The sequence below is a fragment of the Xanthomonas sp. 3058 genome, from assembly GCF_014199765.1.
Classification (GTDB): Bacteria; Pseudomonadota; Gammaproteobacteria; order Xanthomonadales; family Xanthomonadaceae; genus Xanthomonas; species Xanthomonas campestris_B.
Map to the genome: position 1 here is coordinate 353789 of NZ_JACHOF010000004.1, position 12827 is coordinate 366615.

At 64.7% G+C, this 12827-nt stretch carries 8 protein-coding genes; all 8 read right to left on the bottom strand.

Annotated elements, in window-relative coordinates; translation table 11 throughout:
• Window positions 1–111: 111 nt before the first annotated feature.
• On the bottom strand, window positions 112–1257 hold the full coding sequence (locus GGR61_RS08700) for a chemotaxis response regulator protein-glutamate methylesterase (protein WP_184621147.1): 1146 nt from the start codon (window positions 1255–1257) through the stop codon (window positions 112–114).
• A complete protein-coding gene (locus tag GGR61_RS08705; protein WP_184406647.1) occupies window positions 1254–2060 on the bottom strand; it encodes a protein-glutamate O-methyltransferase CheR in 807 nt (268 codons plus the stop codon). Before GGR61_RS08705 ends, GGR61_RS08700 begins: the two co-directional genes overlap by 4 nt.
• A gap of 3 nt (window positions 2061–2063) precedes the next feature.
• The gene (locus tag GGR61_RS08710) at window positions 2064–3347 is read right to left on the bottom strand and encodes an EAL domain-containing response regulator (RefSeq protein ID WP_184406648.1); all 1284 of its coding nucleotides are present in this window, start codon (window positions 3345–3347) and stop codon (window positions 2064–2066) included.
• 28 nt (window positions 3348–3375) lie between these two features.
• Window positions 3376–3891, bottom strand: coding sequence for a chemotaxis protein CheW (locus GGR61_RS08715; RefSeq protein ID WP_184621148.1), 516 nt, complete (start codon window positions 3889–3891; stop codon window positions 3376–3378).
• Window positions 3892–3901: 10 nt separating this feature from the next.
• Entirely contained in the window at window positions 3902–6058 is a 2157-nt protein-coding gene (locus GGR61_RS08720) for a methyl-accepting chemotaxis protein (RefSeq protein WP_184621149.1), read from the bottom strand.
• Window positions 6059–6127: 69 nt separating this feature from the next.
• Window positions 6128–8137, bottom strand: coding sequence for a chemotaxis protein CheA (locus GGR61_RS08725; protein WP_184406651.1), 2010 nt, complete (start codon window positions 8135–8137; stop codon window positions 6128–6130).
• A 15-nt stretch (window positions 8138–8152) separates the two neighbouring features.
• Window positions 8153–8482, bottom strand: a complete 330-nt coding sequence (locus GGR61_RS08730; RefSeq protein WP_184621150.1) for an STAS domain-containing protein — start codon at window positions 8480–8482, stop codon at window positions 8153–8155.
• Between the two features lie 500 nt (window positions 8483–8982).
• On the bottom strand, window positions 8983–12453 hold the full coding sequence (gene mfd / locus GGR61_RS08735) for a transcription-repair coupling factor (RefSeq protein WP_184406653.1): 3471 nt from the start codon (window positions 12451–12453) through the stop codon (window positions 8983–8985).
• Between the last annotated feature and the right edge of the window lie 374 nt (window positions 12454–12827).

The following is a 12827-nucleotide window of genomic DNA, read 5'->3' on the forward strand; positions in this document are numbered from 1 at the left end:
GCATCGGACTTCCGTGAAAGGAAGACGGGATTGCATCGCACTTCCATGGACGAGACAAAAGAGACTGCACTGGCGCGTCGAAGCAAGCCAAAGATGCGTGCCTCCGTCGCGTTATTGCAGCTGTGTCAGGATCTCGCGCGCCATTGCGCCCAGCGGCAGGATGCGGTCGGCGCCGCCGCGCTTGATCGCTTCCTTGGGCATGCCGAACACGATGCTGGTGTGCTCGTCCTGCGCCACGGTGCGCGCGCCGGCCTGACGCATTTCCAGCAGGCCGGCAGCGCCGTCGTCGCCCATGCCGGTCATGATGATGCCCAGCGCATTACTGCCGGCCGCGCGTGCGGCCGAGCGGAACAACACATCCACCGACGGACGATGGCGGTTGACCGGTGGGCCTTCCAGCACTTCGACAAAGTATTGCGCGCCACTGCGGCGCAGTAGCAGGTGCTTGCCACCGGGTGCGATCAAGGCCCGGCCGGGCATGACGCGATCGTTGTTGGCCGCTTCTTTCACTGCGATCTGGCACAGGCCGTTCAAACGCGCGGCGAAGGCGGCAGTGAACTTCTCCGGCATGTGCTGCACGATCACGATGCCGGGGCACACGCGCGGTAACGCGGTCAGCACTTCTTCCAGCGCCTGCGTGCCCCCGGTAGAGGTGCCGATGGCGACGATGCGCTCGGTGGTCTGTGCCAGGGCGCGCCCGCTTTGCGCCGGCAAAATCACATCGGCAGTGTGTTTGACCTCCGCTTCCAGCGGCGTTGCGGTGATGCGCGCGGCCAGCCGCTTGACGTTGGCGCGCGCGGCGCTGCGCACGGTGGCGACCAGTTCGTCGGCCGAGTCGGTGAGGAATTGCTTAAGTCCGAGCCGTGGCTTGGTCACCACCGCCACTGCGCCGGCGGCCAGTGCGTCCATGGTCACGCGTGCGCCTTTTTCGGTGAGCGTGGAGCAGATCACCACCGGGGTGGGCCGCTCGGCCATGATCTTGCGCAGGAAGGTGATGCCGTCCATGCGCGGCATTTCCACGTCCAGCACGATCACGTCCGGCCACTGCTGACGCATCTTCTCGATTGCCAGCAACGGGTCGGCAGCGGTGGCGATGACTTCGATGCCGGGTGCGTCGTTGAGCACGCCGACCAGCACCTGGCGCACCACCGCCGAATCGTCGACCACCATCGCCTTGATGGTGTTGGTGTTGGGGTTGGGCGTGGGGCTGGCGGTTGTGCGGTTGAACGCTGTCGACACAATGGATCCTTGGTTCACGCTTTGCGGAAGATCGAGGGTGCCACCTGCACCAGATCGATGTCGAGTTCGCTCAGGCTTTCCGAATGTCCGATGCAGAAATGCCCGCCCGATTTGAGGTTGGCGAGCACGCGCAGAATCACTTCGCGCTTGGTCTGGCCGTTGAAATAGATCATCACATTGCGCAGGAAAATCACATCGAAACTGCCAAGCGACGGCAGTGTGGCATTGAGGTTGGCATGTGCGAAGTGCACCCGATCGCGCAGGCGGCGTTCCACCAGCAAGGTGCCGGCGTAGTCGCCCTGGCCACGCAGGCAGTAGCGTTTGAGATAGGCCTGCGGAATGCCGTCGATGCGTTGCAACGCATAATGTCCGGTACGCGCCTTGGCCAGCACGCGGGTACTGATATCGGTGCCGACCACTTCGAACGGACGCCCTTGCAAGGTATCGTCCAGCACCATCGCCATGCTGTAGGCCTCTTCCCCGCTGGAGCTGGCTGCGCTCCAGCAGCGTAGCGGCAGGCTGCCGCGATGTTCGCCAGCCAGCTTGCGCAGCAGATCGAAATGCTTGGGCTCGCGGAAGAAATAGGTTTCGTTGGTGGTCAGTAGATCGATCGCGGTCTGGATCTCGGTGCGGTCCTGGCAGCTTTCCAGCAGCTGCAGATACTGCGTGTAGCTGCTGAATTGATGCTCGCGCAGGCGCTTGCCCAGGCGGCCGCACAGCATGGCCTTCTTGCCGGAGGAGATGGTGATGCCGGCGGCTTCGAAGATGAAGCGCTGAAAGCGGCCGAACTCTTGTTCGGTGATGAGGGTGGCAGTGCTCATGTGTTAGGCAATATCCGCGTCACTGGGGAGTGCGTTGTCGCACAGGCGCGCGATGCGCACGGCGTGTTCGCGCCACCACTCCGACAGCATCGGTCCGGGCATCGGCGAGGCCATCAGATAGCCCTGGGCCAGGTCGCAACCGAGCTCGCGCAGCAGGCGCCAGTCGTTCGGGGTTTCCACGCCTTCGGCAACGGCGGTGAGTTCGAGCCGATGCGCCAGTTCCAGCGTGGATTCGAGCACGGTGCGCTGGCTGCGGCTGCGATGGGCGGCATGCACGAAGCTGCGATCCAGTTTGAGTTCGGTGAATGGAATGCTGGCCAGGCGCTGCAGCGACGAAAAGCCGGTGCCGTAGTCGTCGATCGACAGACCGAAGCCATGCAGGCGCAGACGCGCCAGCATGCTCAAGGCATTCGCCGGCTCCACGAGGGCGCTTTCGGTGAGTTCCAGCACCAGGTCGGCAGGGCACAGACCGTTATCGCCAAGCTTGCCGCACAGCTGTTCGAGAAAATCCTGCTCGCTGAGCAGATTGGGCGACAGGTTCAACGCCAGCGTCAGCGTCAAGCCTTCTGCGCGCCAATCCACCAGCTGCCCGATCGCCTTGTCGATCACCTGCTGGGTCAGGGCATGGATCAGGCCTTCGCGTTCTGCCAGCGGAATGAAGCGGTCCGGCCCGATCATGTCGCCCTGCGGGCGGCGCCAGCGTGCCAATGCTTCCACACCGCGCAGGCGGCCATCCTTGAGATCGAGTTTGGGTTGGTAGGCCACGCGGATCTCGCCGCGCCGCATGGCACGATCCAGCCGCGATGCGGCTGCACCCCCGCTGGACATCAGCGGCGACGTCGCCACCGGCGCAAAGGCCGGTGCATTGGCCGCCACCTCGGGTTCGCAATCCAGCACGGTGACCAGGTCCTGCAGCTGCATCGGCTTTTCGATCCCGCCGAGCACGCGGACTCCGGCGCTGCGGCTGAGCTGCATCACCGCATCGATCAAGGCGCCGCCGCGTTGCGAGACCACGATCACCGGCACATCGTAGTGGCCGCGTGCCAGCGCATCGAGCAGCTGCACGCCGTCCATGCCCGGCATTTCCAGATCGATCAGCAACAGCGATGGGGCGGTGGCGCCACTCAACCAGTCCAGCGCGGCGTGGCCATCGGCCGCGCCGTCGACCACCGTGGCGCCGAGCTGGCGGCACAGCGCCACCGCATGCTCACGTTGGACGACGCTGTCGTCGACGACCAGCACCGGGCCGGCCAGCGCGCAATTGCAGGAGAGAGGGGCAGGGCGCATGGAAGTCCTTGCGTGCATGTGGAGCATGTCAGGCGGCCAGGTCGGCGACAGGAAGCTGAGCGAGCGCATCGTTGCTCAGCACTGCATCGGCATCGAGCAGCAATACGAAACGCTCGCCGATCTTGCCCATGGCATGGATGAAATCCCGGGCGATGCCGGTACCGAAGCTGGGTGTGTCGACGATGTCCTCGGGTGCGATGTCCAGCACCTCGCTCACCGCATCCACCAGCAGTCCGAGCACCTGGTGCGCGTCGTCACGCGCGATCTCCACGATCACGATGCAGCTGCGCTTGGTGATCGCGCTGGGGTTGCGGCCGAAGCGCTGCTGCAGGTCCACCACCGGCACCACGGCGCCACGCAGGTTGATCACGCCACGCAAGGCCGGCGGCATCATCGGCACGTCGGTGGGTGCGCGGTATTCGATGATCTCCTTGATGCCGAGGATGCCCAGGCCGAACATCTCCCCGTTCAACAGGAAGGTCAGATATTGCTGCGGCGCCGTCGATGACGGTGCCGCCGTGCTGGATGCGCTATGCGGTTGCATCGTCGGGTCCTCAGAAGCTGGCGAACTGCGATTCGTCGACCGCATCGGCCGTTGCCGCCACCGCGCTGATCTGGCGTACGTTGGTCCGCCGCGGAGGCGCGCTGTTGGCCGTGTTGCCGCTGTGGGCTGCGAGCCGGCGCGGGCCCTGCTTGCTGCCGGCCGAGGTCGCGCTGCGTCCGCCGTTGCCGAGCCGGAAAAAGCCCATCAACTGTTGCAACTGCTCGGCCTGCGCGCTCATTTCCTCCGACGTGGCGGCCAGTTCTTCGGCGTTGGCCGCTGCCGATTGCGTGGTCTGGTTCAACTGGCCCACGGCGGTATTGATCTGGCTGACACCGGCGGTCTGTTCTTCGGACGCGGCGGCGATTTCCTGCACCAGGTCGGAGGTGCGACGGATCGAGGGCACCATCTCGCCGAGCAGGCGGCCGGCGCTTTCGGCCAACTCCACGCTGGAACCGGCCACCGCGCTGATTTCCTGCGCCGCGATCTGGCTGCGCTCGGCCAGCTTGCGGACTTCGGCGGCGACCACCGCGAAGCCCTTGCCGTGTTCGCCGGCGCGCGCGGCTTCGATGGCGGCATTGAGCGCCAGCAGATTGGTCTGGTAGGCGATGTCGTCGATGATGCCGATCTTCTTGGCAATGTCCTTCATCGCCACCACCGTGGCGCGCACGGTGTCGCCGCCGTCGGCTGCTTCGCTGGCGGCCTTGGCGGCCATGCTGTCGGTGACGCGTGCGTTTTCGGTGTTCTGCCCGATCGAGGCGGTCATCTGCTCCAGCGAGGCGCTGGTTTCTTCCACGCCGGCAGCCTGCTCGCTGGCGGCCTGTGCCAATGCCTGCGCCGTGGCGCTGACCTCTTCCGAGGCGCTGGCCAGGTTTTCGGCATTGCGGTTGACCTCATCGACGATCTCGGTCAGCCGGCTCATGGTGGTGTTGACGTAGCGCTGCATGTCGGCGAACGCGCCTTCGTAATGACCTTCCACGGTGTGGGTGAGGTCGCCGTCGGCCATCGCGCCCATTACCTGAATCACTTCGGAAATGCTGCGCAAGTTGCCGCGTGCGCGCTCCACCGTTTCGTTGATGAAGGCCTTCTTGCCGGGCAGCTGTGCCAATGGCGCATCGAAATTGCCGCGACCGAATTCGGCCACCACGCCCATCGCCAGTTTCTTCACCGCGATATGCGCACCCACCATCTGGTTGATGCCGCTGGCCATGCTGCGGAAGTCGCCATCGAAACGGCTACTGTCGATGACCACATCGATATCGCCGGCTTCGTGTTCGGCCGACATGTGGTTGATCTGTCCGATCAGCCCGGTGAGGTTGCCGCGCACCTGTTCGAGAGTCTCGTTGATGAAGCGCTTCTTGCCCGGCAGCAGCGGCAGCTGCGCGGTGAAGTTGCCGCGACCGAATTCGGCCACGCAGGCGATGGCCTGCTTCTTGACCGTGATATGGCCGGCCACCATCGCATTGATGCCTTCGGCCATGCGACGGAAATCGCCGGTGAAGCGCTGCGTGTCGATGACCACATCGATATCGCCGGCGTCGTGCTCGACCGACATGCGGTTGACCTCGGCGACCATGCCGGTGAGGTTGCCGCGCATCTGATCGACCACCTCGTTGATGAAAGCCTTCTTGCCCGGCAGGCGTTCGAGCTCTGCGGAAAAATTACCGCGGCCGAATTCGGCCACGCACGCCATGGCCTGCTTTTTCACTGCGATATGGCCGGCGACCATGCGGTTGATGCCGTCGCCCATGGTGCGGAAGTCGCCATCGAAACGTGCCACATCGATACGCGCATCGATCTCGCCGGCATCGTGTTCGCGCGAGACGCGATTGATCTCGTCGTTGACGTGGCGGATGCCGCTTTGCATCTTGCGCAGCGCGCGCAACAGGTCGCCGGCCTGTTCGTCGCGCACCTGCGGCAGGGCCAGGTCGAAATTGCCGCGCGAGAACGCGTCCAAGGTGGTGGTGGCAAGATCGAGCGAACCGGTAGCGCTGCGGATGGCGGCGATCAGCAACACCCCGCTGACGATTGCAGCCAACAGGCTGGCGCCGAGCAGGGCGGCATGCGACAGCGAGAGCGCGAAACCGGCGACGATCGCCGCAACCGGCAACGCGAGAGCGACAGCAGCGGTGAACCACAGCTGCGTGGTAATGGGGAAACGGAGTGACATGGCGGCAGCTTCCTGGTCTCAGGGAACAACGAATGACGCGGAGGTGGAAATGAGTGGTACTGCGAATGCTCAGGCCGCCAGGGCGTCCTGATGTGGATGCAATTGCTGGATCAGGCTGGGCACATCGAGAATCAGCGCGACATCGCCGCTGCCCAGAATGCTTGAGCCACTGATGCCTCTGACCTGCGTAAAGACTTTGGACAACGGCTTGATGACGGTCTGCCATTCGCCCAGCAAGGTGTCCACGACCAGCCCGAAGCGCTGCACGCCCTGGCGGATCACCACGATGCTTTCGCGTGCCGGGGTCTTGCCGCCAAGCGCAAACAACTCGCGCAGCCGCACATACGGCAATACGTTGCCGCGCAGGTCGATGTAGTCGCTGGCGTAGTCGGGCGTGAATTCCACGCACTCTTCCACCACATCCAGCGGCACCACGAACACCGACTTGCCGATACCGACCTGGAAGCCGTTGATGATGGCCAGCGTCAGCGGCAGCCGCACCGAGATGGTGGTGCCGACGCCCGCAGTGCTGTCTATCTCGACGGTGCCACGCAGCGCGGTGATGTTGCGCTTGACCACGTCCATGCCCACGCCGCGCCCGGACAGGTTGGTGACTTTCTCGGCAGTGGAAAAGCCGGGCTCGAAGATCATCGCAAAGACGTCGCGGTCGCTCAGTTGGCGGCCGGGTTCGATCAGGCCGCGTTCCAGCGCCTTGGCCAGGATGCGGTCGCGGTTCAAGCCGCCGCCATCGTCGGTGATCTGGATGACGATGCTGCCGGAGTCGTGATAAGCGTTCAGGCCCACCGTGCCGCGTGCGGGCTTGCCGCGCGCCACGCGCACGTCCGCCGGCTCGATGCCGTGGTCCATCGCGTTACGCACCAGATGGGTGAGCGGGTCGCCGATCTTTTCCACCACCGACTTGTCCAGCTCGGTGTCTTCGCCGGCAACGACCAGCGCGATGTCCTTGCCCAACTCGCGCGCCACATCGTGCACCACGCGCTGGAAGCGGCTGAACGTGCCACCGATCTTGACCATGCGCAGCTGCAGGGCGCTTTCACGCACGTCTTCCACCAGCCCGGCCAGGATCGATGCCGATTCCAGCAGTTGCGCATCGCCAGTGCGCTGCGCGTTCGCGTTGGTGCTGGACACGGCGATGATGAGTTCGCCCACCAGGTCGATCATGCGATCGAGTTTGTCCGCATCCACGCGAATCGAACGCGCGTCGGCGTTGCGTGCGCCTGCATCGGGCGCAGCACGCGCCGGTGCCGAGGCTGCAGCGGAGACCGCCGCTGCGGGCGCGCGACTGGCAGGCGCCGCAGGCGCAGGTTCTGCGACCACGTGCAGTGCCGCATCGACCGGCGCCGGCACTGCAGTGATGTCCAGGTCGCAATCGTCCAGGACGAATTCGAACACCTCTTCGATTGCGGCGCGATCGGCATCGCTGCGCAGCAGGATCTGGAAGCCGAGATAGTTGGCTTCCGGATCGAGATCGTCGAAGGATGGCAACTGGCTGGCATCGGTGCTGATCGATTCCACCGACCCCAGTCCGCGCAGGTTGCGAATCAGCTTGAGCGGCGAGTTGCCGAAGCGCAGCGCATCGGCATACAGCTTCAAGGTGACGCGCCAATACCCGCTCTGTTTTTCCGGTATGTGCTGGACGGCGGCGGCAGTGACGCCGCAGACGCTGGCTTGCAGATAGGTCTGCAGCTGCGCCAGCAGCGGCTCGGCTTCGGCCGCCAGTGCGGCCGGATCGGCATGGCCGGGGTCGGCGGCGGTTTCCACCAGCGCATGGATATGGTCGCAGCACACCAGCAACAGCCCGATCAGCTCCGAGCTCAGGGTGATCGCGCCATCGCGCACCAGGTCCAGCACGCTTTCCACCACATGGGTGAAGCCGACCAGCTGCGGCAGATCGAACAAGCCGCCCGACCCCTTGATGGTATGGGCCGCGCGAAAGATCGCGTTGACCGCATCGGGCGAGGATTCGCCACGCTCGGCTTCGAGCAGGTGGCGTTCCATGTCTTCGAGCAGGTCCCGGCTCTCGGCCAGGAAAGTCTGCATCAGCTGGTTCATGTCCATGCGCGCGTTGATCCTTTAGTGAAGCTGTTCGCCGAGGCCGGCAACCGCGTGCGGATACAAGGCCTCAAGCAGGCCGAGCAGTTCGATCACATCGATCACCGCGCGGCTGGAATCGGTGAGCGAAAACGGCCGCCCATCTGCCCTGATCGCCTGCTGGGTGGCCAGCAGCAACTGCAGCCCGGTGGTATCGATCTCGCTGACCGCGCCCAGGTCCAGATGCAGGCCACCCGGATGCAGCAATGCCGGCTGCAGCAGCGGCTTGAGTTCGGCCGCGCGACGGATCGTCATCTCGCCTTCGAGGGCGAGCGTCAGTGGTGCGGGTAGATCGGTACGTGGGATGTTCATTGATGCCTCAAGCGATGCGATGGCGCACGGATGCGCGCCATGACGCGAAGGAAGATCGCCGGCGGGTCTTGCTGTGAGCTGGTCTGCACACAGGGACATGCCGGTCTATGCAGGTATCGGCCCGTGACAGAAATATTTAGTTGAAATTCAGCAGGATGATGGATTTGAGAAGCCCATCACCACCCGGGCATAAACTGCTCAGGTTCGTCACAAGCAGGCTCAGGCGAAGGATGTCCTGGACAGTCCTGCAAGACAGATAACTGCAAGTCGGCCGCTTTCTTTAATGCAAAGGACGTGACGGCTTGCGGCTTTTTTGCAGAAATCACGCTGGAAAGAAGCGGTATTTGTCACGCGCCAGTGACGGTGGCGCGATGGGCTTTCATCGAAATGCCGCATCGCGTCGCGCTGCGTGTCTGCTGCCGATGCGCCATCGGTGAGGCGCTTGGCGTGATTCAGTGTCGGAACCGACTACGCAGCCAAGCGCGACCATTGGCCGCGCTTCAGCCCGGTGCCAACGCCGCCAACAATCCACGCGCCGCGTTGAACCGGTCGGCGCCTTCGGGCAATGGCAACTTGATGCGCAGCTTGTCCGGGCCGTCCATCGTGTAGATCTTTGGCTGTTTCTGGATCATCTGGATCACCGTCATCGGGTCGATCGCCGGCTTGGCCTCGAACACCAGACGGCCGCCGTTTTCGCCCAGGTCCAGCTTGCGGATACCCAGGGCATTGGCCTGCAGCTTGAGCTCGGCAATGGCGAACAGATGCTTGACCGGGCCCGGCAGCAGGCCGAAGCGGTCGATCATCTCCACCTGCAACTCGCGCAGCGCATCGGCATCGCGGGCACTGGAAATGCGCTTGTACAGGGTCAGGCGCGTATGCACGTCGGGCAGATAATCCTCTGGAATCAGCGAGGCCACATGCAGCTCGACCTCGGCGCCACGCACCTCGTCGCCGGCATCCAGATCCGGCAGCTTGCCCTGGCGGATACTGCGCACGGCGCGTTCCAGCAGTTCGGTATACAGGCTGAAACCGACCTCGGCCATCTGCCCGCTCTGGTCTTCGCCCAACAGCTCGCCGGCACCGCGGATTTCCAGATCGTGGGTGGCCAGGGTGAAGCCTGCGCCGAGCTCGTCCATCGAGGCGATCGCTTCCAGGCGCTTTGAAGCATCGGCGGTCATCGAGCGACGATCCGGCACCAGCAGGTACGCATAGGCGCGATGATGCGAACGACCGACCCGTCCGCGCAGCTGATGCAACTGCGCGAGACCGAAGCGGTCGGCGCGGTTGATGATGATGGTGTTGGCGTTGGGAATGTCGATGCCCGACTCGATGATCGTGGTCGACAGCAACACGTTGAAGCGTTGCTTCTGGAAATCCAGCATCACCCGCTCCAGCTCGCGCTCGGGCATCTGCCCATGCGCGATGCCGATGCGCGCTTCCGGCACCAGCTCGGCCAGGTCGCGCTGCATGCGCACGATGCTTTCCACATCGTTGTGCAGGAAATACAGCTGCCCCCCACGACTGAGCTCGCGCTGGAACGCTTCGCGCAACAAGGTGTTATCCCAGGCGGTGATGAAGGTCTGCACGGCGAGCCGGTTCGGCGGCGGGGTGGCGATGATCGACAGGTCGCGCAAGCCGGCCATGGCCATATTGAGCGTGCGCGGGATCGGCGTGGCGGTCAGCGTGAGCAGATGCACGTTGGCGCGCATCGCCTTGAGCGCTTCCTTCTGGCGCACGCCGAAGCGCTGTTCCTCGTCGACCACGACCAGGCCCAGGTCCTTGAACTTCACGTCCGGCTGCAGCAGTCGGTGCGTGCCGATGATGACGTCGATATCGCCGCTGGCGACCTTCTCCAACTCAGCCTTGATCTCCTTGGTGCTCTTGAAGCGCGACAGCACTTCCACCTTCATCGGGTAATCGGCGAAGCGGTCGCGGAAGTTGCGGTAGTGCTGCTCGGCCAGCAGTGTGGTCGGCACCAAGACGGCGACCTGCTTGCCGGCACTTGCGGCGGCGAAGGCCGCACGCACGGCCACTTCGGTCTTGCCGAAGCCCACATCGCCGCAGACCACGCGATCCATCGGCTGGCTGCTGCCCAGATCGCGCAGCGTCGCATCGATGGCGGCCAGCTGGTCGGGAGTTTCCTCGAATGGAAAGCCGGCCGCGAACGGTTCGTACATCGCGCGGTCCACCTGCAAGGCCAGACCGGCGCGCGCGCGCCGGCGCGCCTGGATTTCCAGCAACTCGGCCGCCACGTCGCGCACCTTCTCGGCGGCCTTGCGCTTGGCCTTGGTCCATTGTTCGCCGCCCAGCGAATGCAGCGGTGCGGTCTCGGCCGAGGCGCCGGAATAACGGCTGATCAGATGCAGCTGCGCCACCGGCACATACAGCCGGTCGCCCTTGGCGTATTCGATTTCCAGAAACTCGCCGGGCATGCCGCCGGCATCGAGCACGATCAGCCCACGGTAGCGGCCCACGCCGTGGTCCTCGTGCACGATCGGCGCGCCTTCGGACAGCTCGCCCAGGTCGCGGATGATCGCTTCCGGCTCGCGCCCGACCCGGCGGCTGCGACGCGGCTGGTTGGCCCGCTCGGGAAACAGCTGGCGCTCGGTCAGCACCGCAATCTGCGGGCTGTCCAATGCAAAGCCGTCTTCCAGCGGCGCCACGGTGATGCCGAAGCGCAACGTGGTCGCGGCCAGGAAGGCGGGCAGGTCGGCGACGACCTCCGGCTTCAATTGCGCGGCGGCCAGCACTTCCATCAAGGCTTCGCGGCGACCGGCCGAATCCGACGCCACCAGCACGCGGCCCGGGTAATGGCTCAGGAACGAGGCCAGCGCCTGACCGGCCGGTGCGTCCTTTGCCGCGACCGGCAGCGGCGGCAACGGCTGATCGCCGAGTGCGGCGGCCTCGTCGATGCGCGCATGGTCGCTGGCCCAGACTTCGATGCGCGCCAGCTTGTTGAGCCGCTCGCGCAATGCGTCCGGTGATTGATACAACTCGTCCGGCGTCAGCAGCGGGCGCTCCACATCGTGGCGGCGTTGCTCGTAGCGGTCCTGCGCCTGTGCCCAGAACGTATCGGCCGCGTTGGACACGCCGGTGGCGACCAGCGGCAACACGCGCTTGTCCAGATAATCGAACAAGGTCGCGGTCTTGCTGAAGAACATCGGCAGGTAATACTCGACGCCCGACGGCGCCAGACCGGACTTCAGATCCTGATACAGCGCGCTGCGCCGGGTATCCACGTCGAAACGTTCGCGCAGGCAGGCCAGCACGCGTTCGATGCTGGCGTCGTCCATCGGCACTTCGCGGCCCGGTAGCAGCTTGACCGCCTCCACCTTGTCCAGCGAGCGCTGCGATTCCGGATCGAAGGCGCGGATCGAGTCGATATCCTCGTCCAGCAATTCGATCCGCAATGGCGTGGCTTCGCCCATCGGAAACACATCGAGCAGGCCGCCGCGCACTGCGAAATCGCCCGGGTCCATCACCTGCGGCACGTTGCGGTAACCGGCGCTTTCCAGACGGCGTTTTTCCGCCTCCAGATCCAGCCGCTGCCCGACCTTGAGATCGAAACTGCCGCCGACGATGTAGCTCAAAGGCGCCAGCTGCTGCATCAGCGTCTGCACCGGCACGATCACCACACCCTTGGTCAGCGTGGGCAGGCGGTGCAACGCGGCAAGCCGCTGACTGATGATTTCCGGGTGCGGGCTGAATTGATCGTAGGGCAGGGTTTCCCAGTCGGGAAACGGCACCACCGGTAGCGCGGACTGTTCGCCGAGCAGGGCATGCAGATCGGCTTCGATCTGATGCGCGCTTTGGTTATCGCGCGCGATCACCAGCAGCGGGCCGGTGTGCGCTTCGGCAGCGCGTGCGATCGACCAGGCCAGTGCAGTCGGCGAAGACGGAGCGCGCCAATAGGCACGGAGCTGGCCGGACTTGGGCAGCGGCGGAGAGGGGAAGGTGGTTGGCGACGGCATCAGCCCGCAATTTTATCAGAGCGCCCGCTACGACCGGTCCATCCGGCGTGAAAGCGGGCGTCGAGTCGCCTGTGCAGAAGCGCGTCCCCCGGGGGTCAGGTCAAGTACCGACTTGCTGGTACCGGGCAAACCTTGGCAAGCAACCCGTTGGGCAAGTTGCAGCCGGAAGCACAGGTCACAAACCTGATTAGTCGAGCGCGCGGTGCCCTCACCGCTCGCGGGACACGCCGCAAGTACGTCCTTGTAGGCTCGGTGGCGGCATCCATGCCGCCACACGGTCCCGCAAGCGGCGAGGACACCGCACCAGAGAGCTGATCGGTTGTTTTCTTGAAAACATGCACACCGACCATCTCGATGGTCCTTGTCCGCTCACC

Excerpts from the sequence above, each read along its gene's own strand:
- GGR61_RS08730 (WP_184621150.1), bottom strand. The coding sequence starts at position 8,482 with ATGAACATCCCACGTACCGATCTACCCGCACCACTGACGCTCGCCCTC.
- GGR61_RS08705 (WP_184406647.1), bottom strand. The coding sequence starts at position 2,060 with ATGAGCACTGCCACCCTCATCACCGAACAAGAGTTCGGCCGCTTTCAG.
- GGR61_RS08710 (WP_184406648.1), bottom strand. The coding sequence starts at position 3,347 with ATGCGCCCTGCCCCTCTCTCCTGCAATTGCGCGCTGGCCGGCCCGGTG.
- GGR61_RS08720 (WP_184621149.1), bottom strand. The coding sequence starts at position 6,058 with ATGTCACTCCGTTTCCCCATTACCACGCAGCTGTGGTTCACCGCTGCT.
- GGR61_RS08715 (WP_184621148.1), bottom strand. The coding sequence starts at position 3,891 with ATGCAACCGCATAGCGCATCCAGCACGGCGGCACCGTCATCGACGGCG.
- GGR61_RS08725 (WP_184406651.1), bottom strand. The coding sequence starts at position 8,137 with ATGGACATGAACCAGCTGATGCAGACTTTCCTGGCCGAGAGCCGGGAC.
- mfd (WP_184406653.1), bottom strand. The coding sequence starts at position 12,453 with ATGCCGTCGCCAACCACCTTCCCCTCTCCGCCGCTGCCCAAGTCCGGC.